The sequence below is a fragment of the Undibacterium paludis genome (genome assembly GCF_022568815.1).
GTDB lineage: Bacteria > Pseudomonadota > Gammaproteobacteria > Burkholderiales > Burkholderiaceae_D > Undibacterium.
In genome coordinates, this window is the sequence record NZ_JAKZHX010000012.1 from 1 (window position 1) to 15,911 (window position 15,911).

Here is a 15,911-nt window from a genome sequence, read left to right on the forward strand (position 1 = left end):
CCTTTGCGTTAAATTATTTAGCAGGTTCTTTTATCTTTGTAGGGTGCGCTGCGCGCACTGGTCTTTGGTTGATCGCTTACTTATAGGAACCAAGCTATTGGCTGTATATATGAAGTGGGGGAACGGTGCGCATGGCGCACCCTACTATTCTTGGTGTTTGGCGCATGACTGAGTAGCTTGCCTCGCCGCTCATCCACGGACGACGCTGAGCTCCTGCCTGCGCAGGAGCGACGATCCCGAGGGGTTTCTATATTGATTGCATTTCGCTGATCAGCCGAAACCTATCCCCATCCCTACCGTTCCACTGCGCAGCTTGCAAGCTGCTTAGATTCTGTCGGCGCAAAACAGGCTTTGCGACATGCTGGCATCGCTTCTCAAAGTGAGATGGCTTTATCCAAGCAAACAGCTCTCTCTCTATATGCATCCACAAAAAACAAATTCTGCAAGGGCAAACATTCAGAATGCCTGATTGATTATTTGCAGAGAAATCAAGTAAGGTTAGGTTTTTCCCACTATTAATTATTCTCATGTCTGCGAATTCAGAAGGTTCTACCAAGGCAATTTTCTATGCATTGGGCGCTAACGGCGGTATTGCCCTGGCCAAGTTTGGGGCCGCGATCTTTACGGCTTCCGGGGCCATGCTGGCGGAAGCGATTCACTCCACTGCAGACTGCATTAACCAAGTCTTCTTGTTGGTGGGCCTGAAAGAAGCCAAGCGTGCACCGGACGCTTCCCATCCCATGGGATATGGCCGTGTGGTTTATTTCTGGGCCATGATGGTGGCTTTGCTGCTGTTCTTTTTGGGTGGCGCATTTTCTGTCATGGAGGGTGTAGAGCGTCTGAAACATCCTGAGCCGCTGAAGAACCCTGTCGTGGCACTGGTGGTGCTCGGTATTTCTGTCGCGCTGGAAGCATTTTCGCTATACGGAGCAATGCTGGAGATACGCAAGATTGCCGGCGGCAAGTCCTTTTTTCACTGGTTCCGCGAAACGCGTCAATCTGAATTGATGGTGGTTGCGGGTGAAGATATTGCTGCCCTGGCCGGCCTGGCTGTGGCTTTTGTTGCGGTGGTGTTGTCAGTCATTACCGGTAATCCGATCTGGGATGCGATAGGCTCTATCATCGTGGGTATACTGCTGATGACGGTTGCATTCTTTGTCATCAGGGAAGTCAAGGCCATGATTACCGGTGAGTCCGCCGCACCAGAAGTCAATGAGGCGATACGCGCCCATATAGAAAGCCATCCGCATGTTGATCACGTCATTAATCTGATTACCCTGCAATGGGGTGAACAACTGATGATTGCAGTACAGGCAAAAATGCGCCCGCAGGGTTCTGACCAGGCGCTGATCACTGCCATCAATGAAGTGGAAGATGGCATACAAAGCAACTGGCCACAGGCGAAGTGGTGCTTCTTTGAACCTGATATTGATAGTACTGACGATTGAAAAACTTAAGATGATGGGCACAGGAATGTGCGGCTAGAATACGCGTTTATCTAAACCCGCACATTATCAACCTCATCAGCAGACCTGAGCAGGGTATGGATGGCGCGCTCAAACAGGGGTTCGTCCTCCACGAAACGCAGCTTGCCAGCATCGAGCAACTCACGCAGCACACGTATGCTGAGTACGGCAGGAAATTCGTCCCCTTTGATACTCAGTACGACATAGATCAGATTCGGGTCTACCCAGCGCAAGCAAGCCTTGATATTGAGTTTCTCGGCTTTTATATCGACCAGTGCGCCACAGACTATGCGTTCAAGATAGGCTGGAACGAGCTCTGGCTCAGCCTGCGCATCGCCGACGGTCATGGCTTCAACAAGTGAGGCCTGTTTCTGGACTTCTTTGTCCAGCATTCTGGTTTTCAAGCCCAGTTCAGCAAACACCTTCAGTTGATACAGCTCCCTGGCGGATTCATAATGATGAACTTCGGAGTGCTCTATCGTATCCGGCTGATTGGTGAATTGTTCAAAGCGTTCATGCATGGCAGGTAAGCTCAGACCTTGTGGTTTTTTACTGTCTGCAGCCGGGCGCAAGGCTTTGGCATGTGCCTCTGCCAGCCAGTTCAGCAATTTCTGCTGACTGGATTTTTCCAATTCCATCAGGTCCATGCCATGACGCAAGGTCCCCACCATATTGGGCAGCATGGATGACAGCAGGTTCCTGTCGTCGTTATCAAGTTTGGGAAGGACACTCCACAACAAGTCAGGCACCAGCAGGCGATAACGTCTGGCGAGCACAGCATCGGTCCTTTCGGCCACCTCTATTGCTCTGACCCATTCTTTCCTGAGAAAGCTGCGGAAAGACATGTCCACATTCACTTTTGGCATGGCCTTGTTGATCGCCACGGCAATGCAGGCAAAACGCATGAAGCGAATTTCTGCCTCACCCAGGGCCTTTACGGTACGGTGTATATGTTGATTGTTAGTGCGCAATTCACGCGCAATAAAGGTTTCGAACCTGTTTTGTATGCGTGAAAATAATTCCGGTACTTCACTGTCATGCCGCATGAGTGTCTTGATGATGCGGGCAATTTCTTCGGTGACATGGTTATCCACATCGCCGATTCGCTGTGTGCTGTAGGCGATGGAACAAATCCGGTTCAACAACAGGCGAGCCGGATGTTTGCTGTCACTGAGCAGATTTTTTTCTTTTAGCGCCAGTTGCAGTATAAGGAACTGCAGGCGCCCCATGCTGATGCGTATATTAAATGGCACTAACTCGTCGCACAGCATAACCTCAAACAGCATGGCGACCAGATCTATGCACATCTGCTCTTCAGTATCTTTGGCCAGACTATACAGAGCATCTTTCTGTTCGCGTATCAGGTTACGGATTTCTCCCTGCCCGTCTCTCATGGATGCATTGTCTGGCACCATAACCTTATGCATTTGTCCAAGGACCTTGGAAAGTCCCATGCTCAGTTCTGGCGGCAACTGCGTTTCTGCTCTTGGTTTTAACTGGTTTTCTATATTCTGCAAATGGGAAGCGACCAACGCAGCCGGCACCTGTATCATGTCGGGATTACCCGTGCCAACTGACGCCGGCAAACCGGAATGGGCAAATTGACCTGCACGCCCCGAACTATCGCTATTGGCTGAGGCAACCGGGGAATTTTCCCTGGCAGTGAAAGGAATACTGCCTTCCGCGTGCTTATCTCTTTTTAAGCCAGATGCTGATAGTGCGGCAGTTTCACCAAAGGCCTGTCGCAATACACCACCGAGTGCGCTGACGCTACTGAGCCAGGCAGGCCCGGCATTGCCTGACGAAGTGCCAGGTGCAGGGAGACCTCCGTAAGACATGGTTGCAGCCTGCATGCCATCCGTATGCTGCGCAAGTACGGGAGTGGCCCGAGGCAGGGTCAGTGGTTTGCCTCGCACGGTCTGAAATAATTGTTCAAGGCGTACGCCAGGGCTGGCCATGGCCGCCTGTTGTGCTGCCGGAAAGGCCCCCTGACTCTGCACCTGAGCTTGCCCTTGACCTGCCCCTTGTGCACCAGGAAAGACGCCCGCCTGCATGGTCGAATAGGCACTTTGTCCGCCTGCGGCCCCGGAAGCACCAGAGCCACCAGAACCGCCACCAGCGCCAGCGGCTGGGCCACGTGTCTGTTGGGATTCAGGTGCCTTGCTGATCTTGAGCGTCAGATTCGCACTGATGCCCTGTCTTTCCAATGCAGAATTGGCTGCTTCATAGATGGCAGGCATGGTGCTGGCCATGGTTTCACCCAATTGTTCGATCAGGATGGCTTCAGTCTCTGGCAGCAGTTTCTGTTCTTCCACCGCCAGGAAAATGCAACGCGCCAGTAAATAGGGGCGGAAGGGATTTTCCCGCTCGCGTATATCGTCCTGCCCAAACAAGACCGCGATGCGGATATTCAAATCCAGCAGGGTTTGCCCCGCCTTGTCGCGGAAATTCTGCGTCATTTCATTGAAACGCAGCGTAGTCTCAAAGGTAGAAGAATCAAGCAAAGCCAGTTCCGTTGCCTGGGCTAAAGCAGAGGCTGGCCTGAAAGTGCTATAGGCGGTGGTGATACTGCGATCCAATAATTGCGCAAGGTGTACTGGCATGGCGCGGGAAATGGCATCCCATTTTTCAGGCAAAATGGCGCGCGCATTGACGATACGGCTTTTCTCAGCAGAAGAAGTACCGCTGTAATTCGCCTTGGCGAGCAATGCTTCCAAAGCTTCGGGCAGAATGCCGGGTACTGCATGATTAAATGCATGAGTAAATTCAGCGCGAGCACTGGATAAAGACTCGTTTGCGACCATGTGCACCCTATATTGAGAAGACCACCTTTTAACAATACGCGAAAATGACTGACTCTGCCAGAAAAGTGCCAAATATGACTCTTTCCCGCGTGAAATCTATCCCGGCTAAGGCAGGGCAAATGCTCAGGCTGCCTTCTTTTTTCTGACTACTGCTCTTTTTGCAGGCGCTGCTTTGGCCGCGGCTGGCGCCTTGGCTTTCACTGCAACCGTGGTTTCTGTGTCAGGCTCGGCTTTCGCTTTGGATTTGGCCGCCGCAGGTGCTTTGGCCTTGCGTTCTTCAAACTCAAAGCCGACTTTGCCATCTTTGCCTCGCACCAGGAAGGCCTTGAAAGGACGGCGTGTGCGTTGGGAAATAAAACCAGGCAACAGATCAGTCTTTCCATCATTGAGCAATTTACTCATTTGCTCTGGCAGGATTTCTTGCTGCAGAATGATACGGCCGCTGCGGAAATCACAAGCCTTGGGCTTGACCAGGGTTTTTTCACAGACGTAGGCCAGCCCCATATCATACACACCACTACCACACTTGGGGCAGGGGCCTATAGAAGTCTGTTCGGAAAGATCAACCGGTTCGCCTTCGTCACTGTCATCCTGGTTCTGGCCAAAGTCAAATTCCATTTTGAGGTTATTGTGCTCGGTATCAGGCACAATCCTGAGAATAGCGGCAAATGGCAAGCCTCTTTTGGAGCGGAATCCCTGTAGCGGGCCAATCTCGCGCTTGCTGAGCAGTTCTTCCACCTCTGCCACCTCAAACTGACGGCTGCCAGGAGTCTTGCTCATCGAGAATTCGCATTTGGTACAAGCAAAACGACGATAATTCTCTTTGACCACGCCACCACAATGCGGGCAAGGTGTTTGCAAGGTCGCATAATCACCGGGAATGGTGTCGTTGTCATACTCCTTGGCGCGCTTGACGATGATCTGGGTCATCTGGGCAATCTCGCGCATGAATTCTTCGCGGCTGATCTTGCCTTTTTCCATTTGCGACAGCTTGTATTCCCACTCACCGGTCAATTCTGGCGAGGTCAGCTCATCCACACCAAGGCCGCGCAGCAAGGTCATCAACTGGAAAGCTTTGGCGGTAGGCATCATTTCACGCCCTTCACGCAACAGATACTTCTCCGTCAGCAAACCCTCGATGATGGCGGCGCGGGTGGCCGGGGTCCCCAACCCCTTGCCTGCCATGGCCTCACGCAGGTCGCCATCATCGACCAGTTTGCCGGCGCCTTCCATCGCTGACAACAGGGTTGCCTCGCTATAGCGTGCAGGTGGTTTGGTCACCAGACCATTGGCAGTAATCTGGTCCGTCAATACTTTCTCGCCCTTGGCAACAGCGACCAGAGTGCCCTTGCTTTCACCGTCTTTGTCTTCCAGTGCGTCTTTACCATAAATGGCGAGCCAGCCTGGATTGGTCATGACCTTGCCTTCCGTCTTGAACTGATGGCCGGATACCTCTGTAATACGGGTTGTGACCTGGAACTCGGCCGCCGGGAAAAACACCGCCATGAAACGACGGGTCACCAGGTCATACAGTTTTTGTTCGGGTTCGGACAAACTCTTGGGCGCCAGGCCAGTCGGGATAATAGCAAAGTGATCACTGATCTTGGAATTGTCAAAGATGCGCTTGTTTGGCTTGACCCATTTGTTCTTGAGGATCTGCGATGCGAACTGATGGTAATTATTGCTTTCTGCAATATTGCCCAAAGTCTCCTGGACACTGGACAGATAATCTTCCGGCAAATGACGGGAGTCAGTACGCGGATAAGTCAACACCTTGTGTTTCTCATACAAGGCTTGCGCCAAGCCCAGGGTATTCTTGGCAGAGAAACCAAAGCGCGCATTTGCTTCACGCTGCAGACTGGTCAGGTCAAACAGGGCCGGTGCCATTTGCGTGGCTGGCTTGGATTCTTCTGTAACATTACCCTGGCGGCCACGGCAGGCAGTAACGATGGATTCGGCAGCAGCCTTGCTCCACAGGCGTTCTGCCTTTTTCTCAGGATCATGCTCGTCTTTCTTGAACTGATGATCTTGCCAGCGACCTTCATATACACCCGCAGCGCAGACAAACTCTGCGCGCACTTCCCAAAAATCACGGGAAACAAATTTTTTGATCTTTTCTTCGCGCTCGACCACGATAGACAATGTCGGCGTCTGCACGCGACCAACTGTGGTCAGGTAAAAGCCGCCTTCCTTGGAGTTGAAGGCAGTCATGGCGCGGGTGCCATTGATACCGATCAGCCAGTCAGCTTCCGAACGGCAGCGTGCTGCATCGGCCAGCGGCAACATTTCATTGTCACTACGCAATTTCTGAAAGCCTTCACGTATCGCCCCTGTTGTCATCGATTGCAGCCACAGACGGCTGACCGGTTGCTTTGCCTTGGCATGCTGCGCAATCAGACGGAAAATCAATTCACCTTCGCGGCCCGCGTCACACGCATTGATCAGGCCGGTGACATCCTTGCGCTTGATCAGCTTGCTCAGCACCTTCAGACGCGATTCGGTTTTGGCAATCGGGTTCAGGGCAAAATGCGGCGGTATCATTGGTAAATGGGTGAAGCTCCATTTGCCACGTTTGACATCGTATTCTTCAGGGACAGTGATTTCGAGCAAATGACCTACTGCTGACGACAAGACATAGTTGTCAGACTCAAAATAATCATCATGCTTGGTAAAGCCACCCAACGCTTTCGCTATGTCATTAGCGACAGAGGGTTTTTCGGCAATGATGAGCGTTTTTGTCATTTCGGGATTCTCGAATAATGTAAAGCGTTGTTACCAATGTCTAATAGGCAACATTTCGCAAAATAAGCGTAAGACTAACCTAAATTTGCGGGGAATGATAAGCGCGATAGACGAAAAACCGCAATCTTTAGGCGATTTTTGTCACAAAAATTGCATTTTAGAAATGATTAATGCAAAAGCCTGACCACGCTGTCGTCATCTGACAACAATAATTCGTCAAACATCAGCATATCGGGTTCACTGCCCTGGCTCCATAACATCATCAGCACGATGATGCGCAGTTTATCCAAAGGCAATGGTGATTCATTGACAACCAATGCCCTTTCAATCACGATTTCACGCTGACTGGCGTTGAGCAAACCCGCAGATTCGAGAAATTGAATAAAACCGATTGCCGGAGTACCCAAAACAGCAATTTCTTGCTGGGCATACACCCTGAAGCCGGTGGACAATGGTGCCGCAGCATCCGGCTCACCCGATGTCACGGCCAGACCTGTCAGCCAGTTCAGCGCCTCGGAAATTTCTTCCTCAGGAAAACCCACTGCTGACAATTTTTTTGTCAGCGCCGCCGTATCTGGACAGGCATCCGGACGGTAATAAGTTTCGTAGAGGTAAACAAGAATATCAAACATGGTGCTACTGTAGCCTTTGCGGCGATTTCAAACAAGCCCCCGTGAAAACTCTGTGCTATTTGCTTGCCAATTCAGCACTAATCCTGTCTCAGGCAAGGCGGCGAAAATAGCCGCCAGGCAAGGCTTCAAGCTGACCATTTAGTTCCAGCCCCAGCAACTCGGTAGTTAAAATGGCAATATCCATGCCCGTCCGGCTGGCGAGCATATCCAGATGGATGGGGTCATAGGCGATTTCTTTCAACAGTTCATGTTCAATGACATCTTCGGTAGCTGCCATAGCCGTCTTACTGGCAATAGAAAACTGCAATTCTTCCAGGATATGGTCGGCTGACTCAACCAGTTTTGCCCCCTGCCGTATCAATTGATGACAGCCTTTGGACAAGGGCGAATGTATGGAGCCCGGGATGGCAAACACTTCACGGCCTTGCTCAGCCGCCATGCGCGCCGTAATCAGGGACCCTGATTGCGCGGCCGCCTCGACCACCAATACGCCTTTGGCCAAACCGGAAATGATGCGATTGCGCCTTGGGAAATTAGGCGCCAGCGCTGGCGTACCTAGTGAATACTCACTGACAATGCAGCCGCCTTCGGCAATCAAGTGGGCCAGGCTGCGATTACGGGCAGGGTACACAATATCAGCACCGGTACCTATCACGGCAACGGTAGAGCCACTACCACGCAGAGCTCCCTGATGCGCCGCCGCATCAATACCTGCTGCGAGGCCGGAGCTGATACACAGGCCGGCAACACTCAAGGCTTCGGAAAATTGCTCGGCATTGCGTATGCCCTGTACTGTGGCATTACGGCTGCCAACCACAGCCACGGCGGGAACATCTAGCAAGTCTGCCCGGCCTTTTACATAAAGCATCAGGGGCGGGTCAGGGATTTCCAGCAAGAGGCGCGGGTAGGTGGCATCTGCCAGTGTCAGGATGAGATTTCCTGGCTGTGCTTGCCAGGCCCCGGTCTTGTCAACTTGCTCCGCGAAATCAGCAGGGGTACTAAGGATTGCCCTGGCTATGCGGTCTGGAACGACTGCTGCCAAGGCTGAGTGACTGGCAGCAAATATCTGCTCAGGTAATCCAAATACACTGAGCAGCTTGCGCGCCGTTTCATTCCCGACACCTGGAGTCTGCTCCAGGCGCAACCAGTTTACCCAATCCAAGTGCAAATCCGCCAGTCGTCGCTATTTACGCTTATCTGCGCTTACCTTGGGGTCCTGGCAGCATCACCGATTTTCACTACATCGGTAACTTGCATGATCAGGCCATAAGAGATGTTATTGAATACACGGAATATGAACAGATGGCCTATGGATTCATCTGGCAATTTGATGCTCTTGTTGGCATCTGTCTTGTCTTGAATCACAGCACCATAATTGTAGAGTTCCAGCACGGTACCCAGGTTCAGGCCTTCGTCCTTGCCGCGATTGATGGCCACAATCTGGTTCTGCCCGGCAACAGAGACGCCGCCGTAGACCGACACAATACGCGCATCAACATCTTCAGCCGGCGGGTGTGGTACATAGTTCAGGATAGGTGATGGCGGGATCGGCATCAGACGATCACCTACGGCCATTTCTTCCTTGGCCCTGACGACATTAAATGTATGTACATCAGATTCGTCCGTGCCTTCGCGTTCCAGTTTGACCGTACCCAGATAAACGGCTTCGTAAGCAATGACAGCCTTGGTCACCGGATCATGCAAAGGCTTGCCGGGACGGAATACCTGGAAGGATGTGCCGCCATCGAGCTCACCACGGACATAGGCTTTTTCACCTATCCCCAGATTTACCCGACCCTCTTTGGTAGCAATGATACGAGGCGCAACAGCCAGGTCATTGTCTTCCAGAATCAGGGGCTGGGACAGGAAGGGCTCAATCACAGAGGCAGGTATGGCAGGTATGGCGTTCTCGCCAAGCCCCTGCACCCTGGATTTAGGGTTCCATTTGACTGTTGGAATACCGCCTGGGTTACCGAGACGCAAACGACCATTGACGCGGTCGAAATACACGATCTGACCAGGGTAAATCCAGTGCGGATTGCGGATATCTTCTTTATTCATGCCCCAGACCACAGGCCAGCACCAGGGGTTCTTCAGAAACATGCTGGAGATACCCCACAAGGTGTCGCCGCGAACTACCACATGCTTGTCCGGCGCCTCTGGCAAGAAATCGCACTTGCTCTTGCTGGCGATGGCTTGCGCCTGTTCTGTCGTCGCCTGGCCGCCACCAGCATAAGCCGCAGATGACAGTAAAGGCAGTGTGACAGCGAAGATGGAAGCGATTGTGCTAAACTTTTTCATGAATAATATCCGATGCAAAATACGGCAATACGGCAAATCAAGGCGCGCAGGCAGGCGCTATCTTGCAAAACTTGCCAAATTGAATCAAATTCTGCCCATAAATCCTTGAACTAGCAAGAAAAACTGCGCAATAAGCACTATTGCTTGTTGTGAAATGTCTTATGACGATACTAAATATACTGCGCTATCCCGACGCGCGCCTCCATAAAGTGGCAAAACCGGTAACACAATTTGATGAACGCCTGAAAACCCTGGTAGCAGACATGGCGCAAACCATGTACGACGCACCCGGTGTAGGTCTGGCAGCATCTCAGGTAGACGTGCACGAGCAGGTGGTGGTGATCGATGTATCTGAAACCAATGATCAGCTCCAGGTTTTCATCAACCCTGAGATCCTCTGGGCCAGTGAAGAAAAAAAGGTTTATGACGAAGGTTGCCTGTCCGTACCCGGCATCTATGACGGTGTAGAACGCCCGGCCGAGGTCAAGGTACGAGCAGTGGATGTTGATGGCAAGGCGTTTGAAATCCATGCCACTGAATTGCTGGCTGTCTGTATACAACACGAAATGGATCACCTGAAAGGCAAGGTGTTTGTCGAATACCTGTCACCCTTGAAACGTAATCGTATCAAGACCAAGATGCTGAAGGAAGAACGCGAAGAACAACGCAAACGGGCAGTACGGTAATGCGCGTCATCTTTGCTGGCACACCCGAATTTGCGGCAACAGCCTTGCAGGTTATTCACGCAGCCGGTTTTGAAATCCCCCTGGTGTTGACCCAGCCTGATCGCCCCGCCGGGCGAGGCATGCAATTACAGGCATCTGCCGTCAAGCAGTTTGCCCTGCAACACGGCATACCGGTTGCCCAACCCGTGTCTTTGCGGCTGGATGGCAAATACCCTGATGTCGCCAAAGAGGCGCATGCCTTAATCAGCAACACAGCGCATGATGTCATGGTGGTGGCTGCCTATGGCCTGATCCTGCCCTTGTCCATATTAGAGATACCACGCCTGGGTTGCCTGAATATTCACGGCTCACTATTGCCACGCTGGCGCGGCGCCGCCCCGATACACAGGGCCATAGAAGCAGGAGATACGGAAACCGGTATCACCATCATGCAAATGGAAGAGGGCCTGGATACGGGTCCAATGTTGCTAAAAACCAACATTTCCATCACGGAAGCCGATACAACAGGCAGCCTGCACGACAAACTTGCCACCTTGGGTGGCGAGATGATCGTTGAGGCACTCAAACGTCTGCAAAGCGGCGACCTGCCAGCGACGGTACAACCGCTTGAAGGCGTCAATTACGCCTCCAAGATCAGCAAGGAAGAAGCCAGTCTCGACTTTGCGCTCCCAGCTGAAGTGCTGGCACGCAAGATACGGGCATTCAATCCCTTCCCAGGTACCCATGCGCAATACGCTGACAGTACCATCAAAATCTGGCGCGCCCAGGCAGTCAAGACCGGTAGCATGGACCAACCGGGCCAGATACTGTCGGCACAGGCTGGCAAGGGTATCATTGTTGCCTGTGGAAAAGATGCCCTGGAATTAATAGAATTACAAAAACCAGGTGGCAAACGTCTCTCAGCCGCAGAATTTCTGAAAGGATTTGCGCTAAATGAAGGACATTTTTTCAAATAAATGAAAAAAGTGAAGCAAAAAAGCTACAACTTCCATTTCCAAATGTAACAGTGGACGTTATATCGGCCCAAATGCTCCGAATAATGCCTGTATGCAAGCAAAATCTTTGTTGCCTGCCGCTACTTGTTGTATTCTCTTACATTGAATTGTTGCCATTATCGGTTTCGATAACAAAAACTCTGACTAAGACCTAAAAAAAGGTGAGCTCATGAAGAAACTTCTTCCCTTAGCCCTGGCAGCCGCGCTGTTGGCCGGTTGTACAACCCCATACAGCGAAACCCCGCTTGCAGGAAATTTCCGCACGACTACGCAAAACAAACTGCAAGCAGCGTCGCACTGGCTCACCATTGCTAACGATGTAGCAGAGCAAATCAAACTCGGGACTGACAAGATAGGCGCACCTGTTTATGTCATGCCACCTGACAAAGACAGTCAGTTTACCCAGGCTTTCTACAACGAGATTATTACTTCCCTGGTCAATCAGGGTGTGGTTGTCAGGAAAATCAATGACGGTACTGCCCAGGTGATCAGTATAGAAACACAGCTGGTTCGTTTTTCACCAGATCGTCATCAAAACAAGCGTTTTGTCAGCGTGACCGCCATTGGTGCAGGCATTGCTGCCGTACATGGCCTGGGTATACCAGTGAAAACAGACGCACTGCTTGGCGGCCTGGCCCTGACCGGCGCTTACGACTGGACAACCTGGGTTAACCAGGAGTATGCCAAGGGCGCTACCCCAAGACACGAACTGATCGTCACCACTTCATTGGTGAAGAATTCACAATACATAGCACGTCGTACCGATGCTTACTACGTTGCTGACCTGGATTGGACACTTTACAATAAAGATACCGATTTCAACTTCCGCGTGGTTGGGGGTCAATAATGATAAAAAGTGCAGCCCTCGTCATTGCTTCTGCAATTGCATTAAGTGCCTGTTCCAGCCTGGGTTTGGGTAATACCCCTCCACCAGCGGCAGCCTCTCCGGTGCCGACCTGGAAAGATGCTGAAAGCAATGAGTTCATTCCGGCCAATCAGCGTGCAGCATCAGCCCTGATTGCCAATGCCGGCTTGAGAATTGATCCTTCTCACCCATTGATTATTGCGACGCTGGCCAACATCAATTTCCTGGAAGAATCCTCTCCATTTGGCCGTATCGTCGCAGAACATATCTCCGGACAATTCACCCGTTCGGGCTACAAAATGGTGGAGATGAAATTCCGTGACAAGGTATTCATGCGTCAAAATGTCGGTGAATTACTGCTGACACGTGAAATCAAGGATGTCGCACAAAACCATAGCGCCCAGGCAGTCATCGTCGGTACCTATGCTGAAAGTGACAAGCTGGTTTTCGTCAACCTGAAGCTGGTACGTCCTGCGGACAATACCGTCATCAGTTCTGTCGATTACGCTATCCCTATGGATAAAAATATCAAGACCTTGCTCGGTCGCCGATAATCCCGGCAAAGCGTCCCCAAAAAGCGTCAGCTCATGCTGACGCTTTTTTATTTTTCTTCAATTTTACAGCTGGCGCTATCAGCCACCTTCCATCGCAAATAAATCACTGCGCGCAGCATGACTGATTGCCAGTACGGCAGGATGGGTCAATTTGCGCTGTACCGAGATGGCATAGAACTGCTCCTGAATTTCATCCGTCTGCCCCAATAATTGCACATCATATTGGCGCATGACCATGTCAGCAATAACGGTCGGCGCTGCAAAAAAACCGGCACCCGCCTGACCGAAAGCACTCATCAGCGCACTATCGTCAAATTCACCGGCAATCCGGGGATGTAAGCCCTGCTGGTCAAACCATTGCAACAAGCGGGCCCGCAAGGCAGCATCTTCACCAGGCAACAAAAATGGAGCACCTTCCAGATTTCCCGGAAATTTTTGCGGATAACTCGTCATCAGGTCCCGCGTACCAAAGAAACTGATACCACACTCTCCTAACTGGTGGCTGTAACCACGCACATTGGCGCTGGCCGACATGGGGCTGTCGGACATCACCACATCAAGTTTGTGGATTGCCAGCTCAGCCAGGAGCACCTCCAGTTTTCCTTCACGACAATTGATGCGCAAGGTTTGTGGCAACTTCAGTGCCGGCTCCAGCAGTCGATAAGCGACTGTTTTTGGCAAGGCGTCAGACACCCCTACCCGCAATTGCACCGTGCGTTCGGTGGGGCGATGATGCAAAACTTCTTCCAATTCTTGCCCCAAGGCAAAAATATCTTCGGCATAACTGAGCACCAGACGGCCTGCTTCCGTCAATTCAAGATTGCGCCCGCTCTTGCGAAACAGGGGTTCGCCCTGGATCTCTTCAAACAGACTGAGCTGGCCGCTGATGGTTTGTGGCGTCAAATGTAACTGCTCACTTGCACGAGCAATACTGCCAGCTTTGGCTACGGTCCAGAAATAGTGCAAATGTTTGTAATTGAGTGTGGGCATGGGTTCGCTGATCAGCTTCTAAATACATCGTTTTTTTCGAATTAAATATCAATTATATTCGACTTTTATTGTTAATCCTGAAGGCCTACACTATCTCTACCTTCTGTTGAGAAGGTGAGGCCAGGCACAGTAATGACCTGGTCTCCACATTTCAGGAGAAAAGTATGAAAATCTTGAGCCGCAATACACACAACACGCACAATGCGCAAACCGTTAGCTATATCGATACCCAGGCCGTTTCGGGGCACAAGGTATTGCGCAATACGTATATGTTGCTGTCGATGACCTTGCTGTTCTCAGCCCTCACAGCTGGTGCGACAGTCGCCTTCGCCATTCCCGGCCCCGGTATTTTATTGACACTGGTCGGTTATTTCGGCCTGCTGTTCGCCACCACCAAGCTGCAAAACAGTGCCTGGGGCATTGCCTCTGTCTTTGCCCTGACCGGCTTCATGGGTTACACCCTCGGACCTGTACTGAGCCATTATCTTGGCATGGCGGGTGGCAGCAGTATCGTCATGACGGCTATGGCCATGACTGGCCTGATTTTCATGGGCTTGTCAGCCTACGTCCTGATCAGCAAGCGTGATTTCAGTTTCATGGCCGGCTTTTTGATGATAGGCATGATCGTCGCGTTCGTGACCAGCCTGGGTGCTCTGTTCTTCCAGATACCGGCCTTGTCACTGGCCATCTCCGCAATGATGGTCTTGCTGATGTCAGGGATGATCCTGTTTGAAACCAGCAATATCATCCACGGTGGCGAGACCAACTACATTATGGCAACCGTCAGTCTCTACGTGACGATTTTTAATTTGTTTACCAGCCTGCTGCAATTGTTGGGCGTGATTGAGAAAGAATAAGAAATGATACATTCCGTCGCAGAGCCCTGGATGTGGGCAGTCTTTATCGCTTTTGTTTTGCTCATGTTGGCAATAGACGTGCTGGCCCTTGGTGGTTCACGCGCCCATAAAGTCAGCATCAGGGAAGCGGCGGCATGGTCGGTGGTATGGGTCAGCCTGGCTTTGCTGTTTGATTTTGGCCTGTGGATTTATTTGTCCGATACCGTCGGCCGTGAAGTTGCGACGACCAAAGCCATGGAGTTCCTTGCTGGCTATGTCATAGAAAAATCGCTGTCTGTCGACAATATCTTTGTCTTCCTGCTGATATTCGGTCACTTTGCAGTACCGGTTCAGTATCAACGCAAAGTCTTGTTATATGGCGTGCTGGGCGCCATCGTCATGCGCATCATCATGATTTTGGCTGGCAGCTGGGTCGTTGCTCAATTCTCGTGGATCTTGTATCTGTTTGGTATTTTCTTGCTGGTTACAGGTCTTCGCATGTTGGTTGCAGCAGAAAAAGAGCCTGATCTGGAAGCCAATCCTGTCTTGCGACTGGCCAAGAAACTGCTGCCTTTTACCAAGAGCTTTCATCAGGAAAAATTCAGCATCAGAGAAAACGGGAAGCGCCTGTTCACGCCCCTGTTCCTGGTGTTGATACTGATAGAAATATCGGACGTGATTTTTGCTGTAGATTCCATCCCGGCGATTTTCGCTGTGACGACTGACCCTTTCATCGTCTTCACCTCGAATATCTTTGCCATCATGGGATTGCGCGCCCTGTATTTCTTGCTGGCAGATATGGCAGACCGCTTCCACCTGCTGAAATTCGGCCTGGCCTTTGTATTGATGTTTGTCGGTATCAAGATGCTGATCGTGAAATGGATACATGTGCCAACCGGTGTATCGCTGATCGTCATCGGCACCATACTTGCCAGCTCCATCATCGCCAGCCTGTTTGTCAGCCGTAAAAAAACCACATAAACCGGGCCAGCACAGTTCTCCCCCTGAAGTCCCTTTGGCACATCACAGCAAGACCGTGA

13 protein-coding genes are annotated in these 15,911 nt (G+C 51.4%); 7 read left to right on the forward strand and 6 right to left on the reverse strand.

The genetic code is table 11. The features are described from left to right. The first annotated feature begins 527 nt into the window (after positions 1 to 527). On the forward strand, positions 528 to 1,448 hold the full coding sequence (locus LZ463_RS20020) for a cation diffusion facilitator family transporter (protein ID WP_241457732.1): 921 nt from the start codon (positions 528 to 530) through the stop codon (positions 1,446 to 1,448). A gap of 50 nt (positions 1,449 to 1,498) precedes the next feature. On the opposite strand, the gene LZ463_RS20025 is transcribed toward LZ463_RS20020, so the two are convergent. The 5 genes from LZ463_RS20025 to LZ463_RS20045 form a co-directional block, all read right to left on the reverse strand. Beyond that, positions 1,499 to 4,270, reverse strand: a complete 2,772-nt coding sequence (locus tag LZ463_RS20025; protein WP_241457733.1) for a DUF1631 family protein — start codon at positions 4,268 to 4,270, stop codon at positions 1,499 to 1,501. A 123-nt stretch (positions 4,271 to 4,393) separates the two neighbouring features. After that, positions 4,394 to 7,012 (reverse strand): DNA topoisomerase III, encoded by a 2,619-nt coding sequence (locus LZ463_RS20030; RefSeq protein ID WP_241457735.1) that lies wholly within the window; start codon positions 7,010 to 7,012, stop codon positions 4,394 to 4,396. A gap of 167 nt (positions 7,013 to 7,179) precedes the next feature. Further along, positions 7,180 to 7,644 (reverse strand): Smg family protein, encoded by a 465-nt coding sequence (locus LZ463_RS20035; RefSeq protein ID WP_241457737.1) that lies wholly within the window; start codon positions 7,642 to 7,644, stop codon positions 7,180 to 7,182. An 88-nt stretch (positions 7,645 to 7,732) separates the two neighbouring features. Further along, the gene (dprA, locus tag LZ463_RS20040; RefSeq protein ID WP_241457739.1) at positions 7,733 to 8,806 is read right to left on the reverse strand and encodes a DNA-processing protein DprA; all 1,074 of its coding nucleotides are present in this window, start codon (positions 8,804 to 8,806) and stop codon (positions 7,733 to 7,735) included. A gap of 41 nt (positions 8,807 to 8,847) precedes the next feature. Then, entirely contained in the window at positions 8,848 to 9,945 is a 1,098-nt protein-coding gene (locus LZ463_RS20045; RefSeq protein ID WP_241457741.1) for a LysM peptidoglycan-binding domain-containing protein, read from the reverse strand. A gap of 161 nt (positions 9,946 to 10,106) precedes the next feature. Here LZ463_RS20045 and def point away from each other — a divergent pair, with 161 nt between their 5' ends. The 4 genes from def (at position 10,107) to LZ463_RS20065 (ending at position 13,045) form a co-directional block, all read left to right on the forward strand. After that, on the forward strand, positions 10,107 to 10,631 hold the full coding sequence (gene def, locus LZ463_RS20050; RefSeq protein ID WP_241457743.1) for a peptide deformylase: 525 nt from the start codon (positions 10,107 to 10,109) through the stop codon (positions 10,629 to 10,631). Then, positions 10,631 to 11,587: a methionyl-tRNA formyltransferase gene (fmt, locus tag LZ463_RS20055; RefSeq protein WP_241457745.1), complete on the forward strand. Its 957-nt coding sequence runs from the start codon at positions 10,631 to 10,633 to the stop codon at positions 11,585 to 11,587. The genes def and fmt overlap by 1 nt, the downstream gene beginning before the upstream one ends. Positions 11,588 to 11,795: 208 nt before the next feature. Beyond that, the gene (locus LZ463_RS20060) at positions 11,796 to 12,473 is read left to right on the forward strand and encodes a hypothetical protein (protein WP_241457747.1); all 678 of its coding nucleotides are present in this window, start codon (positions 11,796 to 11,798) and stop codon (positions 12,471 to 12,473) included. After that, positions 12,473 to 13,045, forward strand: coding sequence for a FlgO family outer membrane protein (locus LZ463_RS20065; RefSeq protein ID WP_241457749.1), 573 nt, complete (start codon positions 12,473 to 12,475; stop codon positions 13,043 to 13,045). Before LZ463_RS20060 ends, LZ463_RS20065 begins: the two co-directional genes overlap by 1 nt. A 78-nt stretch (positions 13,046 to 13,123) precedes the next feature. On the opposite strand, the gene nhaR is transcribed toward LZ463_RS20065, so the two are convergent. Next, on the reverse strand, positions 13,124 to 14,035 hold the full coding sequence (gene nhaR, locus LZ463_RS20070; protein WP_241457751.1) for a transcriptional activator NhaR: 912 nt from the start codon (positions 14,033 to 14,035) through the stop codon (positions 13,124 to 13,126). A gap of 164 nt (positions 14,036 to 14,199) precedes the next feature. Here nhaR and LZ463_RS20075 point away from each other — a divergent pair, with 164 nt between their 5' ends. Further along, entirely contained in the window at positions 14,200 to 14,892 is a 693-nt protein-coding gene (locus tag LZ463_RS20075; protein WP_241457753.1) for a Bax inhibitor-1/YccA family protein, read from the forward strand. A 3-nt stretch (positions 14,893 to 14,895) separates the two neighbouring features. Then, a complete protein-coding gene (locus LZ463_RS20080) occupies positions 14,896 to 15,852 on the forward strand; it encodes a TerC family protein (protein ID WP_277624117.1) in 957 nt (318 codons plus the stop codon). Positions 15,853 to 15,911: the final 59 nt, after the last annotated feature.

What these genes read in the sequence shown, in the direction of transcription:
- LZ463_RS20080 (WP_277624117.1), top strand. Translation starts at nt 14,896, where the DNA reads ATGATACATTCCGTCGCAGAGCCCTGGATGTGGGCAGTCTTTATCGCT.
- LZ463_RS20035 (WP_241457737.1), bottom strand. Translation starts at nt 7,644, where the DNA reads ATGTTTGATATTCTTGTTTACCTCTACGAAACTTATTACCGTCCGGAT.
- nhaR (WP_241457751.1), bottom strand. Translation starts at nt 14,035, where the DNA reads ATGCCCACACTCAATTACAAACATTTGCACTATTTCTGGACCGTAGCC.
- LZ463_RS20065 (WP_241457749.1), top strand. Translation starts at nt 12,473, where the DNA reads ATGATAAAAAGTGCAGCCCTCGTCATTGCTTCTGCAATTGCATTAAGT.
- LZ463_RS20020 (WP_241457732.1), top strand. Translation starts at nt 528, where the DNA reads ATGTCTGCGAATTCAGAAGGTTCTACCAAGGCAATTTTCTATGCATTG.
- fmt (WP_241457745.1), top strand. Translation starts at nt 10,631, where the DNA reads ATGCGCGTCATCTTTGCTGGCACACCCGAATTTGCGGCAACAGCCTTG.
- def (WP_241457743.1), top strand. Translation starts at nt 10,107, where the DNA reads ATGACGATACTAAATATACTGCGCTATCCCGACGCGCGCCTCCATAAA.
- LZ463_RS20030 (WP_241457735.1), bottom strand. Translation starts at nt 7,012, where the DNA reads ATGACAAAAACGCTCATCATTGCCGAAAAACCCTCTGTCGCTAATGAC.
- LZ463_RS20025 (WP_241457733.1), bottom strand. Translation starts at nt 4,270, where the DNA reads ATGGTCGCAAACGAGTCTTTATCCAGTGCTCGCGCTGAATTTACTCAT.
- LZ463_RS20045 (WP_241457741.1), bottom strand. Translation starts at nt 9,945, where the DNA reads ATGAAAAAGTTTAGCACAATCGCTTCCATCTTCGCTGTCACACTGCCT.
- LZ463_RS20060 (WP_241457747.1), top strand. Translation starts at nt 11,796, where the DNA reads ATGAAGAAACTTCTTCCCTTAGCCCTGGCAGCCGCGCTGTTGGCCGGT.
- LZ463_RS20075 (WP_241457753.1), top strand. Translation starts at nt 14,200, where the DNA reads ATGAAAATCTTGAGCCGCAATACACACAACACGCACAATGCGCAAACC.